Raw genomic sequence first — 20,555 nt, 5'->3', positions numbered from 1 at the left:
CGCCCGCGGGGCTCCCGCCCGCGGGGCTCCCGCCCGCGGGGCTCCCGCCCGCGGGGCTCCCGCCCGCGGGGCTCCCGCCCGCGGGGCTCCCGCCCGCGGGGCTCCCGCCCTCCGAAGCCCCCGCCCTCAGCTAGGAACCGCCCCCGGCGAGTCCCGCCCGCCCCCGACCCCGCCCGGCAAGCCCCTCAGCCCGCTAGGGGGCGGAAACCCCGCACGCGTGGCGTCCGTACGCCGTGCCGAACCCAAAGCCCCGCATGCGTGGCGTCGTACGCGCCGAGCCGAGCCCCCCGCCCGAGCCGCCGCCTCAGAACGCCGGGCGTTCCGGGTCCAGGGCGGCGCGGCCCTCCGTGGGGGAGGAGGCTTCCGCGAAGCGGCGTTGGGGGATGCGGCCCGCGCGGAAGGCCAGGCGGCCCGCCGAGACGGCGTCCCGCATGGCCGCCGCCATCAGTGCGGGTGACTGGGCCCGCGTCACCGCCGAGGCCAGCATCACTCCCGCGCAGCCCAGTTCCATCGCGAGGGCGACGTCGGAGGCGGTGCCCGCCCCCGCGTCGAGGATCACCGGCACGCCCGCCCGCTCCGTGATCAGTTCGAAGTTGTGCGGGTTGCGGATGCCCATGCCCGACCCGATGGGGGAGCCGAGCGGCATGATCGCCGCGCAGCCCGCGTCCTCCAGCTTGCGGGCCAGCACGGGGTCGTCGTTCGTGTAGGGAAGGACGGTGAAGCCCTCGTCCACGAGGGTCTCGGCCGCGTCCAGCAGTTCCACGCCGTCCGGCAGGAGGGTCCGCTCGTCCGCGACCACCTCCAGCTTGATCCAGTCCGTGCCGAGCGCCTCCCGCGCGAGGCGCGCCGTCAGGACGGCCTCGCCCGCGGTGAAGCAGCCCGCCGTGTTGGGCAGGACCGCGATTCCGAGCTTGGACAGGACGGACAGGACGGAGCCCTGGACGGTGGGGTCCAGGCGCCGCATCGCCACCGTCGTGAGCTCGGTGCCGGACGCGACGAGGGCGCGCTCCAGCACGTCCAGGCTCGGGGCGCCGCCCGTGCCCATGATCAGGCGGGAGGAGAAGGTCCGGCCGCCGAGGGTGAAGAGGTCGTCCGCCATGGTGCTCAGCCTCCCTGGACCGCGGTGAGGATTTCGATCCGGTCGCCTTCGCAGACGGGCGTGGCCGGCCACTGCCCGCGCGGGACCACGGTCTCGTTGAGCGCGGCGGCGACTCCCGAGGGGGCCGCGGTCAGGGTGGCGACCACCGTGTCGAGCGTGGTGCCGGCCGCGACCTCGCGCGGTTCGCCGTTGACGGAGATGGTCATGCGTACGACTCCTGGGGGGCGGCAGAGAAGCGGCGGGGGCTGAACGGGCGGGCGACCGGCGGCAGTTCGCCGGTGGTCAGCAGGTCCGCCAGCGCGTCGCCCGTGAGCGGGGTGAGCAGCACCCCGTTGCGGTAGTGCCCGGTGGCCAGGTGCAGGCCCGGCAGTTCGGTCGGGCCCAGCAGCGGGGCGTTGTCGGGTGAGCCGGGACGCAGCCCCGCGCGGGTCTCGGTGAGCGGGAGTTCGGTGATGCCGGGCACCAGTTCGTGGGCGTCGCGCAGGAGTTCGTAGACCCCGCCCGCGGTGACCGTGGTGTCCCAGCCGAGTTCCTCACTGGTGGCGCCGACGACGAGCTCGCCGTTCTCGCGCGGCACCAGGTAGACGTGGCTGCCGCGCACGACGGCCCGCACGGTCCGCGACAGGAAGGGCGCGTAGGCAGGCGGCACCGTCAGCCGCAGGACCTGTCCCTTCACCGGCCGGACCGGTACGGCCGCCTGCGGCGGTACGCCGGCCAGCCTGCCGCTGAGGGAGCCCGCCGCGAGGACCACCTGGTGTGCGCGCAGCCGCGTACCGTCCTCGAGCAGGGCGCCCGCCGCACGGTCGGCGGTGACCAGCAGCCGCTCGGCGCGCGCCCGGTGGATGATCACACCGGCCCGTTCGCAGGCGGCCAGCAGGGCGGCCGCGAGCCGGCGCGGGTCGACCTGGTGGTCGCCGTCCACGCGCAGGCCGCCGCGGACGCCCGGGGCGAGCAGGGGCTCCAGGCGGCGGCACTCGCGGCCGGTGAGCCACTCGGACTCCAGGCCGCAGCGGCGCTGCAGGGCGTGCAGTTCGCGCAGGTGGAGCCGGTCGTCGGCGTCGAGGGCGACGGACAGGGTGCCGCAGGCGCGGTAGCCGATGTCGATGCCGCCGCTGGCTTCGGCGAGCTCGGCGGCGAAGTCGGGATAGCGCGCGGCGGAGGCGAGGCCCAGGCCCAGCAGGGCTTCCTCGCCGTAGTGCAGTTCGGTGACGGGGGCGAGCATGCCGGCCGCGACCTGGGCGGCGCCGCCGCCGGGTGCCGGGTCGGCCAGTACGGTGCGCAGTCCGCGCGCCGCGGCCCGCCAGGCGGTGACCAGGCCGATGATCCCGCCACCGATGACGAGCGCGTCGGATCCCCCGGCGGATCCGTCGGCGGATCCCCTTCGAGATGCGTGCATGGGCGTCCAGCCCCTCCCTTCGCCGGCATGACCCGGATCAGGTTCGTACGGTCGGAGGCCGGCCAGCCTCCCTCTCAGCCCGGTGCGCCGGACTCCCGCGATAGGTACGGTGGCCAGACTAACCCGGCTCCCGACGGCCGGTAAGGCGGCACCTATTCCTGACGGAGCGTCAGGTGATTAGGGTGGCCGGGTGAGCGAGCAGACGGAACAGAATCAGCGCGGCGTCGTGATCGTCGGCGCCGGAATGGCCGGGGTGCAGACCGCGGTGGCCCTGCGGGAGCAGGGCTTCACCGGCCCCGTGACCCTGCTGGGAGCCGAACCCCACCAGCCGTACGACCGGCCCCCGCTGTCCAAGGCGGTGCTGCTCGGCAAGGCCGAGGACTCCGCCTTCGACGTGGATTTCGAAGGGCTCGGCATCGGGCTCAGGCTCGGGACGGAGGTCACCGGGCTGCGGGCCGCCGACCGCGAGCTGGACACCGAGGCGGGCCCGGTCCCCTACGGGGTCCTCGTACTGGCGACGGGCGCGCAGCCGCTGACCCTGCCCGGCACCGAGGGGGTCCCGGGCGTCCACCTGCTGCGGACCCTGGACGACGCGCAGCGGCTGCGCCCGGTCCTGGCCCAGGCACCCTCGGTCGTGGTCGTCGGAGCGGGCTGGATCGGCGCCGAGTTCGCCACCGCGGCCCGGGAGGCGGGCTGCGCGGTGACCGTGGTCGAGGCGGCCGACCGGGTACTGGCGGGGGCGCTGCCCGCGGAGGTCGCCGCACCGATGGCCCGGTGGTACGAGGAGGCGGGCGCCGGGCTGATCACCGGCGCGAAGGTCGCCGGGGTCGAGGAGGGCCGGGTCCTGCTGGCGGACGGCCGCACGCTGCCCGCCGACGCGGTCGTCGTGGGCATCGGCGCGCGACCCGCCACCGCCTGGCTGGCCGGCACCGGCGTGGAGCTGGGCCCCGACGGCTCGATCACGGCCGACGCCTACCTGCGGACCACCCTGCCCGGGGTGTACGCGGTCGGCGACTGCGCGTCCTTCCCGTCCGGGCGGTACGGGACGCGGCTGCTCGTCCACCACTGGGACAACGCGCTCCAGGGGCCGCGGGCGGTCGCGGCGAACGTCCTGGCCGGGGCCGCGGGGCCGGTCCAGGCGTACGACCCGGTCCCGTACTTCTGGTCGGAGCAGTTCGGGCGCTTCGTGCAGTACGCCGGGCACCACGGCGGGGCGGACACCCTGCTCTGGCGCGGGGACCCGGCCGGGCCGGCCTGGTCGGTGTGCTGGCTGCGGGACGGTGCGCTGGTGGCGGTGCTGGCCGTGGGCCGCCCGCGCGACCTGGCGCAGGGCCGGCGCCTGATCGAGACGGGGGTCGCGCTGGACCCCGCCAAGGCGGGCGACCCGGCCGTCGCGCTGAAGTCCGCCACGGCCTGACCCGGCACGGCCCGACCCGCCACTGCCTGAGCCGGCACGACCGCAGGACCCGCCCCGGTGACCCGGACGGGGTCACCCAGGTACCGGCGGCGGATCCGAGATGGCAGGCTTGTTCCCGTGACCGAGATTGACGCAAAGATCGATGCCCTCGTCCCCTCGTGGCTGTACCTCCCCGACATCGCGGAGATGCTCCACATCGAGGTGACCCGGGTCCGCCAGATGGTCAAGGAAGGGCAGCTGATCGCCGTACGCCGGGGCGAGAACCGCTCCCTGCAGGTGCCGGCCCCCTTCATCGACGGCGACAAGGTCGTCAAGGGGCTGGTCGGTCTGCTGACCGTGCTGCGCGACGACCGCTTCACCGAGGAGGAGATCCTGGAATGGCTCTTCACCGAGGACCCGACCCTGCCCGGCACCCCCGTGCAGGCGCTGCGCGAGAATCGCGGCACGGAGGTGAAGCGCCGGGCTCAGGCGCTCGCGCTCTGACCTGATCCGCACCCGCTCCACAGCTCCACCGCTCCATCCGCTCCACCGCGGTGTACGGGCCCCGCAGGCCCGTACACCGCCTCCACCACGGGGGGTACACCCATGCAGCAGCTGTCCGACACCCGGCTCTACCTGTGCACGGACGCCCGCAAGCGGCAGGGTGACCTCCCTCAGTTCCTCGACGCCGTCCTGGCCGGCGGCGTGGACATCGTCCAGCTCCGCGACAAGGGCATGGAGGCGGGCGAGGAGCTCGAACACCTCCAGGTCTTCGCGGAGGCCGCCCGCCGCCACGGCAAGCTCCTCGCCGTGAACGACCGCGCCGACGTCGCGCACGCCATCGGCTCCGACGTCCTGCACCTCGGCCAGGGAGACATCCCCGTCCCGGCGGCCCGCGCCATCCTCGGCCAGCAGGTCCTGGTCGGCCGGTCCTGCCACGCCGAGTCCGAGGTCGACGCGGCCGTGGCCGAGCCCGGCGTCGACTACTTCTGCACCGGCCCCTGCTGGCCCACCCCCACCAAGCCCGGCCGCCACGCGCCCGGTCTGGGGCTGGTCCGGTACGCGGCCTCCCTGGAGCAGGACCGCCCCTGGTTCGCCATCGGCGGCATCGACAGCTCCAACCTGGACGAGGTGCTGGACGCCGGCGCCACCCGCGTCGTGGTCGTCCGCGCCCTCACCGAGGCCCTCGACCCCGGCGCGGCCGCCGCGGAGCTGGCCAAGCGGATCCGGGCCCGCCTCGGCTGAGCCGGGGGCCCGTCCCGGCTGAGCCGGGCCCGTGCCGCCGAGTGTCCAAAAACGTGTCCAAAAGGCGGACAGCGCTTCGGTGTCCGCCGGGCCGCGTCTAACCTGCCCCCATGGCCTCTGGTACCGCTTCCACCTGGTCGGATCGTGCACACACGGTCCGCGACCTCCTCGCGTCCGGGCGCTCCTACTCCTTCGAGTTCTGGGCGCCGAAGACGGAGAAGGGCGAACGCAACCTCTGGAACGCCCTGCGCAGGGTCGAGGCGGTATCCCCCAGCTTCGTCTCGGTGACCTATGGAGCCGGCGGCTCCACCCGCGGCGGCACCGTCAAGGCCACCCAGGAGATCGCGGCGGACACCACCCTGACCCCCGTCGCGCACCTCACCGCCGTGGACCACTCGGTCGCCGAGTTGCGCAACGTCATCGGCCAGTTCGCCGACGCCGGGATCCGCAACATGCTCGTCGTGCGCGGAGACCCGCCGGGCGACCCGATGGGCGACTGGGTGCCGCACCCCGAGGGCGTGCACTACGCCGCCGACCTGGTCCGCCTGGTCAAGGAGTCCGGCGACTTCTGCGTCGGCGTCGCCGCCTTCCCCGAGATGCACCCGCGCTCGACGGACTGGGACACGGACATCCGGCACTTCGTGGACAAGTGCCGCGCCGGTGCCGACTACGCGATCACCCAGATGTTCTTCGATCCGGAGAAATATCTGCGGCTGCGCGACAGCGTCGAGAAGGCGGGCTGCGAGACCCCGATCATCCCCGAGGTCATGCCCGTTGTGGCGATCAAGCAGCTCGACCGGCTGCCCCAGCTCAGCAACGCGGTCTTCCCCGCGGACGTGAAAGAACGCATGCTCGCGGTCAAGGACGACCCGGCCGCTGTACGCTCCATTGGCATCGAGTTCGCCACGGAGTTCTGCGCGCGGCTGCTGTCCGAGGGTGTCCCGGGGCTGCACTTCATCACGCTGAACAATTCCACGGCGACTCTCGAAATCTACGAGAACCTGGGCCTGCACCAGCGGGCCTGACCGGCAGGCCCCCATGTCCCGGGCGGTCGGCCGTACCGAGAGGTGCCATGCATGGGAATGACGGTCCTCTACATCGCGTTCGGCTTCGTCGCGCTGTGGCTGCTCGCCGAGGTCCTGATGCAGTACAAGGCCCGGCTCCGCTGGCGCCTGCTCGCCTTCGCGGGCTTCCTCGGCGTGGTCGGCGGGGTGATCCTGCCGTCGGTGGCGGTCATCGGCATGGGCGCTGCGGCCTTCGCCGTGGGCCAGACGCTGGTGACCCTCTCCTTCCGCAAGGGCTTCGTCGCCGGCTGGGCGCTGCGCCGCGGCGGGAAACCCGTACGGCAGACCCGGCAGTCGCGCCGGCGCCGCTCCGGCGGCCCCGCCCAGCCGGAACCGGCCCTGGAGGTCACGGCGCTGGAGTACGAGAGCGCGCACGAGCCCGTGGACCAAGGACAGTTCGAGGCCGCGGCCGACGAGGTCTACAGCCCGCAGCCGGTACCCGAGGACACCGGTTCCTACGGGATCCAGAGCTTCACGTCCGCCCCCGACCCGTCCCAGACGGCGGGCTTCGCCTCGCCGTTCGGCACGGCCGAGCAGGACGCCCACCAGTACGCGGCCTACTACGACCCGCAGGGCCAGGCCGGCTCCGGAGGCTACGACTACTCCGCCGGCTACCAGACGGGTGAGCAGCAGCAGGTCTACGCCGCCTACTCGGACCCGTACATCGGCGGCGGCGTCGCACCCTCACCGTCGTACGACTACACCCCGTACCCCGACTACGGGCAGCAGCAGTACGCCACGGACACCCCGCCCGGCGGGGTCTGGGTCCCGCAGCAGCGGTCCACCGACGGGGCCGCCCAGCCCTATCCGGCGGAGGAGCAGCCCGAGCCGCCGCAGCAGTACCCCTACCCCCAGCAGGGCGAGTACGAGCAGTACCGCTACTAGGCGGTGGCCCCGGCCGCGCGGCCGGGGCCGGGTCACTGCGAGCCGCGGAACTCCGCGCCCTCCACGATCAGCCCGGCCACCAGGGCCCCGGTCATCCCGGCGTGCGCGAGCCCGCCGCCGGGGTGCGCCCAGCCGCCCGCCAGGTAGAGCCCGGGCACGGCCGTGGTGTTCGCGGGGTGCAGCAGCCGGCCCCCGGCTCCGGCGAGGGCGGGCGGGGGCACCGCGCCGCCCAGCGCGCCGGTCGCGGCCTCGACGTCGGCCGGGGTGCGCACCTCCTGCCACAACAGCCGTTCCCGCAGCCCCTGGACGGCGTTCTCCGCGAGGTTCAGCAGCTCCTCGGGCCCGGGCCCGGGCCGGTCGGCGCCGGGCCCGCACACGGCGCTCACCGTGACCGCCTCGTGCTCCTCGTCGGGCCGGGTCGCCGGGTCGTCCGGGCGCATGACGGTCACCTGGGCTCCGGGCGTGTGGACCAGTGTGCGGTGGACGGCCGACGCGGGGCGGGCCCCGCGCAGCGCGAGCAGGAGCGTGATCCGGCCGGGCACGTCGGCCCCGCGGGCGGGAACCGCGTCCGGCGGCCAGGGAAGGGAACCGGCCGGCAGCTGCCGGGGGTCGATCCCGCAGACCACGAAGTCGGCGGCCGCCTCGGTGCCGTCGGCCAGCAGCAGCCCGGCCGCCCGGCCGTCCCGGACCAGGACGTCCCGCACGTCCGCGCCGAAGACGAAGGCGACCCTCCGCTCCAGGCAGCGCTCGTACACGGCGGTGGCCAGCGCCCGCAACCCGCCCCGCACGTACCAGCTGCCGAAGGTCTGCTCCATGTACGGCAGCACGGCCGCCGAGCCCGGCGCGGTGGCCGGGTCGATCCCGTAGGCACCCACCAGGCCGGTCAGGAGCTCACCGAGCCCGCCGCCCAGCTCCCGGCCGGCCACCTCGGCGAGGGTGGGCGTGCGGCGGCGCAGCAGGCCGCTCCTGCGCAGGGCCGGGTACGGGTCGCCGCCGAGCGACTGCCGGGCACCGGCCCGCAGCGGTTCCTCCAGCAGCGGCCGGCGGGTGGCGTCCCAGGCGTCACGCGCCCGGCCGAGCACGGCGTTCCAGCGCTCGCCCGCACCCGGGCCGAAGGCGGAGTCCAGGGCGGCGGCGACACCGCCGCGCGAGGCGCCCGGGAGCGTGACGTCGACGCCGTGACCGGGCAGGACGTGCCGGACGGCCGGGTCCACCTGGACCAGGTCGACGCAGTCCTCCAGGGAGCGCTTGCCGGTCTTCACGAACAGGTCGCGGTAGACGGCGGGCAGGTGCAGCAGCCCGGGCCCGGTGTCGAAGGCGAAGCCCTCGCGCTCGTAGCGGCCCACGGCTCCGCCGTAGGTCGCCCCGCGCTCGTACACCGTCACCCGGTGCCCTGCCACGGCCAGCCGGGCCGCCGTCGCCATCGCGCCCATGCCGGCGCCGATCACCGCAATTCGTGCCATGCGGCCGAGCCTATCGAGGGGGTGCCCCCTGCTCAGCGGGGGTGGGGGCTCAGCGGGGTGGGGCCCCGGTGGCCTCGCGGGCCTCGGCGGCGAGGCGCTTCTCCTCGCGGCGCTGGGCCCGGCGGCGCAGGAAGCGGCGGATCCGGCTCCAGAGGAAGACCAGTATCGCCAGCCCGATGGCCAGCAGGACGGCCGCGATGACCGCGGCGGCCTCGGGGTTGAACATCGCGAAGGTGACGAGACCGGCCACCCCGAGGTCCTCGGCGATGCTCACCGCCACATTGGTGAACGGCTCGGGCGAGGTGTTGATGGCCATCCTGGTGCCGGCCTTGACGAAATGGCTGGCCAGCGCGGTCGAGCCGCCGATGGCGCCGGCCGTGATGTCGGAGAGCGAGCCGCTCTGCCCGGCCAGCAGCGCGCCGATCACCGCACCGGACACCGGGCGGACCACGGTGTGGACGGCGTCCCATATCGAGTCCACGTACGGGACCTTGTCGGCGACGGCCTCGCAGAGGAACAGCACCGCCGCGACGATCAGCACGTCGGTGCGCTGGAGCGAGGTGGGGACCTCGTCGGTCAGGCCGGTCCGGCCGAAGACGCCGAGCAGGAGGACCACGGCGTAGGCGTTGATCCCACTGGCCCAGCCGCTGGTGAAGACCAGGGGGAGCACACTCATTGGATCATCATGCCGTACGCGGCGCGGGGAGCAGAGCAGTGAGGGGACGGCCGCGCGGAAGCGGCCGTCCCCTCACTCACGATGTCGGGGGCTGCTACTGCCCCTGCTCGTCACGGCGGCGCTGCCACCGCTCCTCGATACGGGTCATCATCGACCGACGCTGCCGGTTCTGCCCTCGGGCCGAACCGCCTGCACTGCCGGAGACGGGCTGCTCGCCAGGCTTGGGTGCCTTGCGCCAACCGGTGACCACGAGGACCGTACAGCCCAGCATGACGAGGAACCCCACCACGCTGATCCAGAGCACGTTCGGAATGATCACACCGGTCATGAGGAGCGCGATACCCACCACAATGCCTGCGACTGCCTGGTAGACCCGTCGCCGGGTGTACGTACGCAGTCCGCTTCCCTCAAGCGCTGTCGCGAACTTGGGATCTTCGGCGTACAGCGCTCGCTCCATCTGCTCGAGCATTCGCTGCTCGTGCTCCGAGAGCGGCACGGGAGTCCTCCTCATCCGTCGGTCGCGGGGGGTAGCGACCAGGGGTCCCCTTCAGGATAGGCGGGGAATCGCCCCCGTGACACCCGCCCTCTACGCCTGCGTTCCAAAAAGCAAAACCTTGCGCAGAACCGTACCGCCGCGGGAGCGGTCACTGAGGCCGTTATTCCCCAATGGTCCGTCCACCATGCCGGTCACTGCCCTGATCATACGGGGCACAGCGCCGGATCGGAGGGTGTGTGGCCGACTCCGCACCCGGAAGCCCGCAGTTCAGGCCCGCTTCTCGCCCAGCACGTGCAGCTGCGTGGCCACCGCGTGGAAGGCGGGCAGCTCCGCGGCGGCCTCCTCCAGGCGCAGCAGCGCCTCGACCGCGCCCGGCTCGGTGTCCACCAGGACCCCCGGCACGAGGTCGGCGAAGATCCGCACGCCGTGCACGGCGCCGACTGCCAGGCCGGCCTCCGCGACCAGCTCGGAGAGCTGTTCGGCGGTGAAGCGGCGCGGAACCGGGTCGCCGGAGCCCCAGCGGCCTGCCGGGTCGGTGAGGGCGGTACGGGCCTCCGTGAAGTGCCCGGCCAGCGCGCGGGCGAGCACGGCCCCGCCGAGGCCGGCGGCCAGCAGGCTGAGCGTGCCGCCGGAGCGCAGGGCCGCCACCGTGTTGGCCACGCCCTCGGCCGGGTCGTCCACGTACTCCAGCACGCCGTGGCACAGCACTACGTCGTACGCGTCGCGGTCGACGACCTCCAGCAGACCCTGGGCGTCACCCTGGACGCCGCGGACCAGGTCGGCCACGCCGGCCTCGGCCACCCGGCGCTCCAGTCCGAACAGTGCGTTCGGGCTGGGGTCGACCACGGTGACCCGGTGGCCCAGGCGGGCCACCGGCACGGCGAACTTGCCGGTGCCGCCGCCGGTGTCGAGCACGTCCAGCACGTCCCGCCCGGTCGCCTTCACCCGGCGGTCGAGCGCCTCCTTGAGGACCTCCCACACCACGGCGGTGCGAAGGGAGGCACGGGGGCGGGAAGTGTCCGACACGGCTGATGGCTCCTCGGCGGGGTAAGGGAGAACGGTCCGTGCCCCACCCTATTGCCTGGGGGGAAGTACGGCGGATCACGGCCGGGCCCGGCTCGGCCCCGATCCACCGCACACCCCTACGCCGTCCGGGAGGTCACCCCGCGTCCGGATGCTCCGGACGGGGCTGGGGCACGGTCTGCGGCAGCGTCCGAGGAGGTGTCCGCACGTCCAGCATCCGCTCCACCAGGCGCAGGAACATCGAGACGGCCCGCACCAGATCGTCCGCGTCCCGGCAGCTCGCCGCGTCCGCTATCCCCGCCTCGGCCCGGGCCCGGCGGGCGGCGCCGGAGGCGAAGAGGGCGCTCCACTCGGCCAGCTCCGGCGCTATCTCCGGCAGCACCTCCCACGCGCTGCGGATCCGGGGCCGACGCCGCGGGTGCACCGGTTCGGGCCTCCCGCGCGCGGCGAGCACGGCCGCGGCGGTGCGCAGTGCGGCGAGGTGGGCGGTGGCGTACCGCTCGTTGGGCCGGGTCAGCCGGGCGGCCTCGGCCAGGCCGTCGCGGGCCTTGTCGAGCAGGTCGATTGCGGCCGGAGGGGCCGTCGACCTGCGGAGGACGGGGTGGACAGGGGACGGGGACGGTGTGGCCATGACGAACCTCCTGTCGATGCGTTGCCCCCATCGTGACGGGGGCCACTGACAATCGCGCTGACCTGCTGTTTTGCGGTGGTGTGCCCGACAGTCGCCCGGAAATTTCCGGCCAACTGCCCCCTTCTGCGCGCCCGGTGCGCCGAAGGATGCTAGTTTTTGAACTGACCGGTCAGTTCAAAAAGAAGGGGGACGGCGTGGACAGCCCGCACGGCGCGGCCGTCAAAGCCGAGGACTTCGGACTCAAGGGCCCGCGCGGCTGGGCCTTCCGGGGGGTGGGCATCGACGCGGCGCCCGGCTCGCTCATCGCGGTCGAAGGCCCCTCCGGCAGCGGCCGGACCTGCCTGCTCCTCGCTCTCACCGGGCGGATGAAGCCCACCCGGGGCCACGCCGAGATCGGCCGCCACCGGCTGCCGAAGAAGATGGCCGCGGTCCGCCGCATCGCCGCCCTCGGCCCGGTCCCCGGCGTCAACGACCTCGACCAGGCCCTCACCGTCGCCGAACAGCTGCGCGAAGGCGCCCTGCTCCAGCGCCGCTACGACGCACCGGTCCGCGCCCTGCTGCGGCCCCGGGCCGAGCGCCGCGCCCATGCGAAGGCCCGGATCGACGCGGCCCTCGCCGCCGCCGGACTCGACCTCGCCGCGCTGCCCAAGGGCCCGCGCACCTCCGTACGGGACCTGGAGCGCCTGGAGGCCGTACGGCTGTCCATCGCCATCGCCCTGCTCGGATCCCCGCGCCTGCTGGCCCTGGACGACCTCGACCTGAAGCTCTCGGACACCGAGCGCACCGAGGCCTGGGACCTGCTCCGCTCGATCGCCGCCCGCGGGACCACCGTCCTCGCCGTGTGCAGCGAGGCGCCCGCCGACGCGGTCGTCCTGCGGACCTGCCCGAAGGACCCCGACGCCCCGGACGCCAGCACGAAGAAGGACGCCGGCACGAAGAGCGACGCCGACGCGAAGAGCGACGCCGGCACGAAGAACGACACCGACACCGGCACCGGCACGGACACGGACGCGGATGCCGGTCACGACGACACGAAGGGGGCGGACGATGCGCTCGCCGAAGCTGGCCGCGCTTGAGCTGAAGCGGTTCGGGCGGGGGAAGCTGCCCCGGGCCGCTCTCGTCGCGCTCATCCTGCTGCCGCTGCTCTACGGGGCCCTGTACCTCTGGTCCTTCTGGGACCCGTACGGCCGCCTCGACAAGGTGCCCGTGGCCCTCGTCAACGCCGACCGCGGCACGACCGTGGACGGCAAGCACCTCGACGCGGGCGGGGAGATCACCAAGAAGCTCCGCGACAGCAAGACCTTCGACTGGCGCGAGGTGAGCGCCAAGGAGGCGGCCGAGGGTCTGGAGAACGGCACGTACTACCTGACCCTGACGATGCCCGCCGACTTCAGCGCGAAGATCGCCTCCAGCTCCGGCGACGACCCCGCCACCGGGGCGCTCCAGGTCCGCACCAACGACGCCAACAACTACATCGTCGGCTCGATCTCGCGCACCGTCTTCTCCGAGGTCCGCTCGGCGGCGTCCACCAACGCCTCCCGCGGCTTCCTCGACAAGATCTTCGTCAACTTCTCCGACCTGCACGACAAGACCGCCGAGGCGGCCGACGGCGCCGACAAGCTCAAGGACGGCGCGGGCAAGGCCAAGGAGGGCGCGAAGGAGCTCGCCGACGGCCTCGACACGGCCGAGGAGAAGACCGGCGAGCTCAACAGCGGCCTGAAGAAGCTCAACTCGGCCGCGGCCAAGCTGGAGACCGGCTCGAAGGACGTCGCGGACGGCACCCAGACCCTCGCCGACAAGGTCAACGGGGCCGCCGACAAGGCCCGCCCCTTCGTCAAGGACCCCAAGAACCTGGCGGACACCGCCGAGCTGGTCGCCGACACCGCGGGCGTGGTGAAGAACCACCTGAACACCTTCTCCGAGAAGGCCCCGGCCGCCGCGGCGGCAGCCAAGAAGGCCTCCGCGGGCGCCGACGCCTACTACACCCGGCACTGCGTCACCCCGGGCATGGAGCCGCACCTGGCCTCCTGCCCCGACCTGAAGAAGGTCAAGGACGACGCGGCCGAGGCCGCCGAACTCACCGGCGACGTCAACACCCTGGTCAAGAACGCCAACGGCGACGTCACCAAGCTCCGCACCCAGCTGACCGACCTGGAGAACAAGGCCCGCGAGCTGGTCGTCAAGGCCCCCCAGCTCGCGGGGGACCTCGACGCGGCCGTCGCCAAGGTCAACGCCCTCAACAGCGGCGCCCACAAGGTCGCCACGGGCATGGCCCAGTTGCACACCGGCCTCGGCAGCGCCACCACCGGCTCCGGCGCCATCAACGAAGGCGTCGGCAAGCTCGGCGACGGCGCCCACACCCTCGACGGCGGGATGTACAAGCTCGTCGACGGCACCGGTGACCTCGCCGGCGGTCTGCACGAGGGCGCCGGCAAGATCCCCGACTACGACCAGCAGCAGCGCGACACCCGCACCGAGGTCATGGCCGACCCGATCCGGCTCGCCAACCAGTCCCTGCACAAGGCCCCCAACTACGGCACCGGCTTCGCCCCCTACTTCATCCCGCTCTCCCTCTGGGTCGGCGCGATGGTCGCCTACATGCTGATCACCCCGCTCAACCGCCGGGCCCTGGCCGCGGGCGCCTCCCCCTGGCGGGTCGCCCTCGCCGGCTGGCTGCCGGTGGCGGGCCTCGGCGCCGCGCAGGTGGGCCTGCTGATGTCCGTACTGCACTGGGGCCTCGGCCTGGAGATGGCCCACCCGGCCCTGACCATCGGCTTCCTGATGCTGGTCACCGGCTGCTTCGCGGCGATCGTCCAGTGGCTGAACGCCAAGTTCGGCGCCGCCGGACGGATCCTGGTCCTCGCCGTCCTGATGCTCCAGCTGACCTCGGCGGGCGGCACCTACCCCGTACAGACCAGCCCCGGCTTCTTCAACGCCGTCCACCCGTACCTGCCGATGTCGTACGTCGTCGAGGGCCTGCGCCACCTGATCACCGGCGGCGACCTCACCTCGGTCTGGCAGGGCGCCGCGGTCCTGGTGGCCTTCACCGCGGGCGCCCTCGGCCTCACCGCCCTCGCCGCGCGCGGCAAGCAGGTGTGGACCATGGACCGGCTGCACCCCGAACTGAGCCTGTAGGGACGTGTGACCTGTGACAATCAGCGCCATGGAACGCAGTAGCACCGGTACGGGTACCGGCGGAGCCCGCCGGCAGGCCACCCGGCAGAAGCTCTACGAAGCAGCCGTGACCCTCATCGCCGAGCAGGGCTTCTCCGCGACCACGGTCGACGAGATCGCGGAACGGGCCGGCGTCGCGAAGGGCACCGTCTACTACAACTTCGCGAGCAAGAACGACCTCTTCGAGGAGCTGCTGCGGCACGGCGTCGGGCTGCTGACCGCGTCCCTGCGGGAGGCGGCGGAGTCGACGGAGGCGCGGGGCGGCACGCGCGTCGAGGCGCTCGACGCCATGATCCGGGCCGGTCTCGTCTTCATCGACCGGTACCCGGCCTTCACCCAGCTGTACGTCGCCGAGCTGTGGCGGACCAACAGGGCGTGGCAGTCCACGCTGATGGTGGTCCGGCAGGAGGCGGTGGCCGTGGTGGAGAAGGTGCTGCGCGAGGGCGTGGAACGGAGCGAGCTGAGCGCCGAGATCGACGTGCCGCTGACGGCGGCCGCGATGGTCGGGATGGTGCTGGTGGCCGCGCTGGACTGGCAGTCCTTCCAGAGCGAGCGGTCCCTGGACGACGTCCACTCGGCGCTGTCGCTGCTGCTGCGGGGGCGCGTCAGCGGGCACTGACCCCCAGTCGGCGGTGCCGTGGCTGCTGCGCAGGCCGTACAACTGGTGGGGCCTGCCGCGGCGGCTGAGTATCCGTACCTAGGCACGGAAATGAGTACGCGCGCGGATGGGCCCCCACCTGCGCGGACGCCAGAATGGGGGCAACGGACGGAGGCCTGGTCCGCACCGCCGACACGGGGCTGCGGAGCGGACCGGGTTCCTCCGCCGTGACGTGGTACGCCTGCGCGGCGGGGCTCGGGGGGATCGAGCCTCGCCGCGTTTGCGCGTCCGCGGGTTCGGCGGTCGGGGCCGGGCGTTGCTGCGGGCCGTGCGTCCCCGCGCCCCCGTCGCCGTCCGGCCGAAAGACCGGGGCTCCGCCCCGAGCCCCGCGCCTCAATCGCCAGCGGGGCTGAAAGAGCGGGGCTCCGCCCCGGACCCCGCGCCTCAAACGCCGGCGGGGCTGGAGATCGGGGCTCCGCCCCGCAGGGCTCCCTCAGCCGCGGTTGCGGAGGGGGAGCCGGAGGCGGACGGCGGTCGCCCGGGCCGAGACCGCCGCGGCGAGCGAGGACCAGCGGGCCGCTGCCGCCCAGGAGAGGCGGGCCAGCGAGCGCGGCAGGAGCAGCGCGCGCACCCGGGCCGCCCGGCCCACCGCGGCCAGCAGCCCCGCGCGGGCCAGCAGCACGTCCTGCGCGAGGCCGTCGTACGAGACCTGCGCGCCGGGGGGCGCGTACAGGGCCCGTTCCACGGCGCCCGCGACACGGTGCACCGCCTGCGCGGCCTCCGGCTCCAGCGCGCCCAGGTCCGCCATCCGCGCGGCCGCCCGGCGCGGGGACAGCGCCTCGTCCGGGGCCACCCCCACGTCCCACGCGGCGTCGCCCAGCTCCCGCCAGGCGTGCAGGACCTTCCCGGTGCCCAGCCGTCGGGCGCGCAGCCTGCTGCGCCACAGCAGCGGGAGCAGGGGCAGGCCCAGTACCGCCACCACGGCCGCCGCCCAGCCGAGGACCGTCGTCACCGACGGCCCGTCGTCGCCGGAGGCGCCCTGCGCGGCCGCGGCCGCCCCGCACTCGCCGAGCTTCTTCAGCGCCGGCGGGCAGGCCTCGGACTTCGACGGAGCCGCACTCGGCTGCGCCGCGGACTGCGAGGGCAGCGGCGCCGGCGCGGACGGCTGGGCCGCCGGGGCCTGCGCCCGGGAGTAGTCCGGCACGTTGATGCCCGCCCGCGGCGTCGGCTCGAACCGCGTCCAGCCCACGCCCTCGAAGTACAGCTCCGGCCAGGCGTGCGCGTCGCGCATCGTCACGTTCACGCTGCCGTCCGACTGCTTCTCGCCGGGCGTGAAGCCCACCGCCACCCGCGCCGGGATGCCCAGCGAGCGGGACATCGCCGCCATCGAGAACGCGAAGTGGATGCAGAAGCCCTCCTTGTCGGCGAGGAACCGGGCCACCGCCTGCGGACCCGTACCCGAGGCCGTCCGCGTGTTGTAGCGGAACCCGCCGTTCACGGCGAAGTAGTCCTGCAGCTTCACCGCACGCGAGTAATCGTCCCTCGACCCCTGGGTGACCTGGCGGGCCGTCTCGGCGACCACCGGCGGCAGGTTGTCCGGCACCCGCGTGTACTCCTCGCGGATCGCCGGATTCGGCTCGGGGGCCTTCTGCAGCTGCTGCGCCGTCGGCTTCAGCAGCAGACTGCGCACCGTGTACTGCGCCCCCTGGACGTTCTGGAACTTCTCCCTGCCCATCTGGTCCCCGACCAGGGTCCGGCCGGCCGGTTCGAACCGCCACTTCCCGCCGATCTCCACCCCGGTCGCCGGATACGGCATGGGGAGGTAGCGCTGGGTGTAGTTGTCCGCCGCCGAGATGCTGGTGCGCACCTCCGACGCGGAGACGCGGACCTGGTCACTGAGCCCGGGCGGATTGGGCAGCCGCTCCGGTACGTCGGTCAGGGCACGCCCGGAGGCCTCCCACTTGACGCCGTTGAACTCGTCCAGCGCCACGAACCGCAGGTACTGCTCGCTCTGCTGCGGGCTGTCCGTGCGGTACTTGAGCACCACCCGGTTGTCCTGGGTGTTCAGATTGCTCTGCAGGGAGACCAGCGGGTTGACCGCCGAGATCGTCCCGCCCGGCCCGCTGCCGTCCTCGCCGCCGTCCCGCGCGCCCAGCATCCCGCCGCCGAGCGCGGGCAGCGCCATCGGCACCGCCAGCGCCAGCCCGAGGGCCGCCGCGCCGATCCGGCGGCCGGCCCGCACCGGGGCCATCGCCTGGCCGCCCTGGGCGGAGCTCAGGCCGGAGTCGGCCGAGGCACGGCCGCGCGGGGCCGCGCCGAAGACCCGGCCCCATTGGGCGAGCCGGTCGCGGCCCTCGGCCAGCAGCATCATCAGGTAGCCGGAGCCCGCCAGCAGGAAGGAGAACCAGGAGGCCTCACCGCCGCCCGCCAGGCCCGCGGCCACCGAGTACAGGGCGAGCAGCGGCAGCCCCGCCGCGGCGGCCGTCCGCAGGGTCACCGCCAGCGCGTCCACGAGCAGCCCGATCACGAGCACCCCGGAAACCAGCAGCAGCTGGATGCCGTCCGTCGGCGGAGCCGGTATCGCGAACTCGCCCACGTCCTGGGCGCCCTGCACGAACAGCGCGCCGAAATCGGTCACCAGATAAGCCATCGGGCCGGTCCCGCCGGACTCGGCCTTGCCGCCGAAGAAGAACGCGAGCAGCACCAACGACACGAGCAGCTGGGCCGCCACGGTCAGCGACCGGCCCAGCGGCACCCGCCGGGCCCCCGCGCCCACGGCGCTCTGCAGGGCGAGCAGCGGCGCCGCCTTCAGGAGCCAGGCGGAGGTGTCGACCAGCGGGGTCAGCGACCACGCGGTGAGCAGCGTCGCCAGTGCCGCGAACAGCGTCAGTTTCGCCCGCCCGCTCATGCCCGACCTCCGGAAGTTCCCGTACCGAGGCCCGCGGTCCCCGCCTGTCGCCACAGCTCGCCGAACGCCACCCCGGGCGCGGCGGCCAGCGCCGTCCAGCCCGCGTCGCGCAGCCTGTGCAGCCGCTCCTCCAACGGGGCCACCGCATGGCCCGGCGCGGGCTGGCCGCCCCAGGCCGCGGAGTCCAGTACGAAGGCCACGGCGCCCCCGGCGCGCTGGCGCATCCGGGCCGCCAGTTCCGTCTGTACGTCGTCCAGGTCGCCGAAGAAGGCGATGAGGAGCCCGTCACCGCCGGTCCCGGCGAAACCGCCCCCGCCTCTGCGCACCGCGTCGTAGGCCCGCGAGAGGCCCGCTCCGTCGGAGTGCCCGACCACCGCGAGGGTGTCCATCATCAGCCCGGCGGCCTCCGCGGACTCCTGGCCGCCGCCGGAGGCGCCCCTGCTCTCGAAACCGCCGCCGCCCCCGGGCACCGAGTCCCCGGTGTCCATGAGGAGCCGTACCGAGAAGCCCTGCTCCAGCACGTGCAGCAGGCTGGAGGCGGCCGCCGAGACGGCCCACTCGAAGGCGGAGTCGGGACCCGCGCCGTCGTAGGCCAGGCGCCGGGTGTCGAGCAGGACCGTGGCCTTGCTGCGCTGCGGCTGTTCCTCGCGGCGGACCATCAGCTCGCCGTAGCGGGCGGTGGAGCGCCAGTGCACCCGGCGCAGGTCGTCGCCGCGCCGGTAGCCGCGCGGGATCACGTCGTCGTCGCCGGCCAGGGCCAGCGAGCGGCGGCTGCCGTCGCCGTAGCCGTTGGACTCGCCGGCCAGGCGCAGCGGCGGCAGCGGCTCGGTGCGCGGGATGACGGTGAGGGTGTCGTAGGTGCTGAACGAGCGGGTCAGCTCGACCAGCCCGAAGGGGTCGGACAGCCGCAGCTGGAGCGGCCCCAGCGGGTAGCGGCCGCGCAGGTCGGAGCGGACCCGGTAGGACACGTCGCGGCGGCCGCCCGGCTCGACCCGGTCCAGGACGAAGCGGGGCCGCGGGCCCAGGACGTAGGGCACCCGGTCCTGGAGCATCAGCAGGCCGGTGGGCAGCCGGGAGACGTTGTCCATGCGCAGCTGAACGCGGGCCTCGGCGCCCGCCGGCACCCGTCCCGGGGTCAGCCGGCGGCTGCCGGAGACCCGGTAGCGGGTGCGGTGCAGGGCGTAGACGCAGATCAGCGGCAGGGCGGCGAGCAGCAGGCCGACGCGCAGCAGTTCGCCCTGGCCCAGGACGTACGCGCAGCCCGCTGCGGCGATCCCGGCGGCCAGGAACGAGCGGCCGCGGGTGGTCAGCCCGGACAGCGACGCGCGCAGCCCGCCGTCCCCGCCCTGACCCGTACCACCCGGCCCGCCGGCGCCGCGCGGGGCACCGGCGCCCATCAGAAGCCCCGGATGCCCGCGCCGGGCGGCATCTCGCCGCGGGAGTGCGCGGCGGGGACGGGGGTGCGCTGGAGGATGTCGTGGACGACCTGCTCGGCGCTGCGCCGGGCCAGCTGGGCCTGCGCGGACACCAGCAGCCGGTGCGCGAGGACGGGCGCGGCCAGCGCCTGGACGTCGTCGGGCAGGACGTAGTCGCGGCCGGACAGCGCGGCGGAGGCCTTCACGGCGCGCAGCAGGTGCAGGGTGGCGCGGGGCGAGGCGCCCAGGCGCAGGTCGGGGTGGCTGCGGGTGGCGGCGACCAGGTCGACGACGTACCGCTTGACGGGCTCGGCCACGTACACCTCGCGGACCGCCTCGATGAGCTTGACGATCTCGTGGGCGTGCGCGACGGCCGTCAGGTCGTCGAGCGGGGAGAGCCCGCCGTGCACGTCGAGCATCTGGAGCTCGGCGTCGGGGCTGGGGTAGCCGACCGAGACGCGGGCCATGAAGCGGTCGCGCTGCGCCTCGGGCAGCGGATAGGTGCCCTCCATCTCCACCGGGTTCTGGGTGGCGACGACCATGAAGGGGGTCGGCAGCGTGTACGTGGTGCCGTCGATGGTGACCTGGCGCTCCTCCATCGACTCCAGCAGCGCGGACTGGGTCTTCGGCGAGGCGCGGTTGATCTCGTCGCCGATGACGATCTGCGCGAAGATCGCGCCCGGCTTGAACTCGAACTCGCGGCGCTGCTGGTCGTAGATGCTGACACCGGTGATGTCGGAGGGCAGCAGGTCCGGGGTGAACTGGATGCGCTGGACCGAACAGTCGATGGACTTCGCGAGCGTCTTGGCCAGCATCGTCTTGCCGACGCCCGGCACGTCCTCGATCAGCAGGTGCCCCTCGGCGAGGAGCACGGTCAGCGCGAGGCGTACGACCTCGGGCTTGCCCTCGATCACGCTCTCGACCGACTGGCGCACCCGCTCCACCGTGCTGGTCAGATCCGCGAGGCTCGCTCGGTCGTCATACGTCGTCACCTGGTTCTCCTCGGCCCATTCCCAGGGCCGACGCCCTTGGCGCATGACCGGCCCACCCCGAAACACGGACACCGGACCCGGGGGATCCCGGGTG

General features: G+C 73.9%; 19 protein-coding genes and 1 riboswitch. Of the genes, 8 read left to right on the top strand and 11 right to left on the bottom strand.

Annotation, left to right across the window (positions count from 1 at the left end; all coding sequences use genetic code 11):
• Positions 1-304 precede the first annotated feature (304 nt).
• The 3 genes from AC07DU_RS18875 to thiO all read right to left on the bottom strand — a co-directional run bounded on the left by AC07DU_RS18875 (position 305) and on the right by thiO (position 2,495).
• Positions 305-1,099, bottom strand: a complete 795-nt coding sequence (locus AC07DU_RS18875; RefSeq protein ID WP_479112397.1) for a thiazole synthase — start codon at positions 1,097-1,099, stop codon at positions 305-307.
• A 5-nt stretch (positions 1,100-1,104) separates the two neighbouring features.
• Positions 1,105-1,305, bottom strand: a complete 201-nt coding sequence (gene thiS / locus AC07DU_RS18870) for a sulfur carrier protein ThiS (RefSeq protein ID WP_479112392.1) — start codon at positions 1,303-1,305, stop codon at positions 1,105-1,107.
• Positions 1,302-2,495 (bottom strand): glycine oxidase ThiO, encoded by a 1,194-nt coding sequence (gene thiO, locus AC07DU_RS18865; protein WP_479032620.1) that lies wholly within the window; start codon positions 2,493-2,495, stop codon positions 1,302-1,304. The genes thiS and thiO overlap by 4 nt, the downstream gene beginning before the upstream one ends.
• Positions 2,493-2,604, bottom strand: a riboswitch (TPP riboswitch). Its footprint overlaps the gene before it by 3 nt.
• Before the next feature lie 81 nt (positions 2,605-2,685).
• Here thiO and AC07DU_RS18860 point away from each other — a divergent pair.
• The 5 genes from AC07DU_RS18860 to AC07DU_RS18840 all read left to right on the top strand — a co-directional run bounded on the left by AC07DU_RS18860 (position 2,686) and on the right by AC07DU_RS18840 (position 7,085).
• A complete protein-coding gene (locus AC07DU_RS18860; protein ID WP_479112390.1) occupies positions 2,686-3,912 on the top strand; it encodes an NAD(P)/FAD-dependent oxidoreductase in 1,227 nt (408 codons plus the stop codon).
• A gap of 117 nt (positions 3,913-4,029) precedes the next feature.
• Positions 4,030-4,395, top strand: a complete 366-nt coding sequence (locus tag AC07DU_RS18855) for an Rv2175c family DNA-binding protein (protein WP_479032624.1) — start codon at positions 4,030-4,032, stop codon at positions 4,393-4,395.
• Positions 4,396-4,497: 102 nt separating this feature from the next.
• Positions 4,498-5,136, top strand: coding sequence for a thiamine phosphate synthase (thiE, locus tag AC07DU_RS18850; protein ID WP_479112388.1), 639 nt, complete (start codon positions 4,498-4,500; stop codon positions 5,134-5,136).
• Positions 5,137-5,246: 110 nt separating this feature from the next.
• A complete protein-coding gene (gene metF, locus AC07DU_RS18845) occupies positions 5,247-6,161 on the top strand; it encodes a methylenetetrahydrofolate reductase [NAD(P)H] (protein WP_360901058.1) in 915 nt (304 codons plus the stop codon).
• A gap of 51 nt (positions 6,162-6,212) precedes the next feature.
• A complete protein-coding gene (locus AC07DU_RS18840; protein WP_479032627.1) occupies positions 6,213-7,085 on the top strand; it encodes a hypothetical protein in 873 nt (290 codons plus the stop codon).
• 32 nt (positions 7,086-7,117) lie between these two features.
• Here the strand turns inward: AC07DU_RS18840 and AC07DU_RS18835 are convergent, their stop codons facing one another.
• From AC07DU_RS18835 to AC07DU_RS18815, 5 genes are all read right to left on the bottom strand, one after another.
• Positions 7,118-8,548: a phytoene desaturase family protein gene (locus tag AC07DU_RS18835; RefSeq protein WP_479112386.1), complete on the bottom strand. Its 1,431-nt coding sequence runs from the start codon at positions 8,546-8,548 to the stop codon at positions 7,118-7,120.
• A gap of 49 nt (positions 8,549-8,597) precedes the next feature.
• On the bottom strand, positions 8,598-9,224 hold the full coding sequence (locus AC07DU_RS18830) for a DUF4126 domain-containing protein (protein WP_453289529.1): 627 nt from the start codon (positions 9,222-9,224) through the stop codon (positions 8,598-8,600).
• A gap of 94 nt (positions 9,225-9,318) precedes the next feature.
• A complete protein-coding gene (locus AC07DU_RS18825) occupies positions 9,319-9,720 on the bottom strand; it encodes a DUF3040 domain-containing protein (RefSeq protein ID WP_360901046.1) in 402 nt (133 codons plus the stop codon).
• A 267-nt stretch (positions 9,721-9,987) separates the two neighbouring features.
• Positions 9,988-10,746, bottom strand: a complete 759-nt coding sequence (locus tag AC07DU_RS18820; protein WP_479032635.1) for a methyltransferase — start codon at positions 10,744-10,746, stop codon at positions 9,988-9,990.
• A gap of 133 nt (positions 10,747-10,879) precedes the next feature.
• Positions 10,880-11,374, bottom strand: a complete 495-nt coding sequence (locus tag AC07DU_RS18815; RefSeq protein WP_360901040.1) for an SAV_6107 family HEPN domain-containing protein — start codon at positions 11,372-11,374, stop codon at positions 10,880-10,882.
• Positions 11,375-11,568: 194 nt separating this feature from the next.
• Here AC07DU_RS18815 and AC07DU_RS18810 point away from each other — a divergent pair, with 194 nt between their 5' ends.
• Genes AC07DU_RS18810 through AC07DU_RS18800 form a run of 3 tightly spaced genes read left to right on the top strand, consistent with a single transcriptional unit; the run spans position 11,569 to position 15,167 of the window.
• Positions 11,569-12,450 (top strand): ATP-binding cassette domain-containing protein, encoded by an 882-nt coding sequence (locus tag AC07DU_RS18810; protein ID WP_479112383.1) that lies wholly within the window; start codon positions 11,569-11,571, stop codon positions 12,448-12,450.
• Positions 12,422-14,509: a YhgE/Pip family protein gene (locus tag AC07DU_RS18805; protein ID WP_479112381.1), complete on the top strand. Its 2,088-nt coding sequence runs from the start codon at positions 12,422-12,424 to the stop codon at positions 14,507-14,509. Before AC07DU_RS18810 ends, AC07DU_RS18805 begins: the two co-directional genes overlap by 29 nt.
• Before the next feature lie 28 nt (positions 14,510-14,537).
• The gene (locus AC07DU_RS18800; protein WP_360901031.1) at positions 14,538-15,167 is read left to right on the top strand and encodes a TetR/AcrR family transcriptional regulator; all 630 of its coding nucleotides are present in this window, start codon (positions 14,538-14,540) and stop codon (positions 15,165-15,167) included.
• 472 nt (positions 15,168-15,639) lie between these two features.
• On the opposite strand, the gene AC07DU_RS18795 is transcribed toward AC07DU_RS18800, so the two are convergent.
• The 3 genes from AC07DU_RS18795 to AC07DU_RS18785 are packed head-to-tail and all read right to left on the bottom strand — an operon-like array spanning position 15,640 to position 20,461.
• Positions 15,640-18,054, bottom strand: a complete 2,415-nt coding sequence (locus tag AC07DU_RS18795) for a transglutaminase TgpA family protein (protein WP_479112379.1) — start codon at positions 18,052-18,054, stop codon at positions 15,640-15,642.
• A complete protein-coding gene (locus AC07DU_RS18790; protein WP_479032648.1) occupies positions 18,051-19,451 on the bottom strand; it encodes a DUF58 domain-containing protein in 1,401 nt (466 codons plus the stop codon). The genes AC07DU_RS18795 and AC07DU_RS18790 overlap by 4 nt, the downstream gene beginning before the upstream one ends.
• Entirely contained in the window at positions 19,451-20,461 is a 1,011-nt protein-coding gene (locus AC07DU_RS18785; protein WP_453374780.1) for an AAA family ATPase, read from the bottom strand. The genes AC07DU_RS18790 and AC07DU_RS18785 overlap by 1 nt, the downstream gene beginning before the upstream one ends.
• Between the last annotated feature and the right edge of the window lie 94 nt (positions 20,462-20,555).

This window comes from Streptomyces sp. NPDC045695 (assembly GCF_056432025.1).
This window is presented reverse-complemented; position numbering and strand designations above follow the sequence as displayed.

Coding starts and splice junctions, on each gene's coding strand:
- AC07DU_RS18875 (WP_479112397.1), bottom strand. CDS start 1,099: ATGGCGGACGACCTCTTCACCCTCGGCGGCCGGACCTTCTCCTCCCGC.
- thiS (WP_479112392.1), bottom strand. CDS start 1,305: ATGACCATCTCCGTCAACGGCGAACCGCGCGAGGTCGCGGCCGGCACC.
- thiO (WP_479032620.1), bottom strand. CDS start 2,495: ATGCACGCATCTCGAAGGGGATCCGCCGACGGATCCGCCGGGGGATCC.
- thiE (WP_479112388.1), top strand. CDS start 4,498: ATGCAGCAGCTGTCCGACACCCGGCTCTACCTGTGCACGGACGCCCGC.
- metF (WP_360901058.1), top strand. CDS start 5,247: ATGGCCTCTGGTACCGCTTCCACCTGGTCGGATCGTGCACACACGGTC.
- AC07DU_RS18840 (WP_479032627.1), top strand. CDS start 6,213: ATGGGAATGACGGTCCTCTACATCGCGTTCGGCTTCGTCGCGCTGTGG.
- AC07DU_RS18835 (WP_479112386.1), bottom strand. CDS start 8,548: ATGGCACGAATTGCGGTGATCGGCGCCGGCATGGGCGCGATGGCGACG.
- AC07DU_RS18830 (WP_453289529.1), bottom strand. CDS start 9,224: ATGAGTGTGCTCCCCCTGGTCTTCACCAGCGGCTGGGCCAGTGGGATC.
- AC07DU_RS18815 (WP_360901040.1), bottom strand. CDS start 11,374: ATGGCCACACCGTCCCCGTCCCCTGTCCACCCCGTCCTCCGCAGGTCG.
- AC07DU_RS18805 (WP_479112381.1), top strand. CDS start 12,422: ATGCGCTCGCCGAAGCTGGCCGCGCTTGAGCTGAAGCGGTTCGGGCGG.
- AC07DU_RS18800 (WP_360901031.1), top strand. CDS start 14,538: ATGGAACGCAGTAGCACCGGTACGGGTACCGGCGGAGCCCGCCGGCAG.
- AC07DU_RS18795 (WP_479112379.1), bottom strand. CDS start 18,054: ATGAGCGGGCGGGCGAAACTGACGCTGTTCGCGGCACTGGCGACGCTG.
- AC07DU_RS18790 (WP_479032648.1), bottom strand. CDS start 19,451: ATGGGCGCCGGTGCCCCGCGCGGCGCCGGCGGGCCGGGTGGTACGGGT.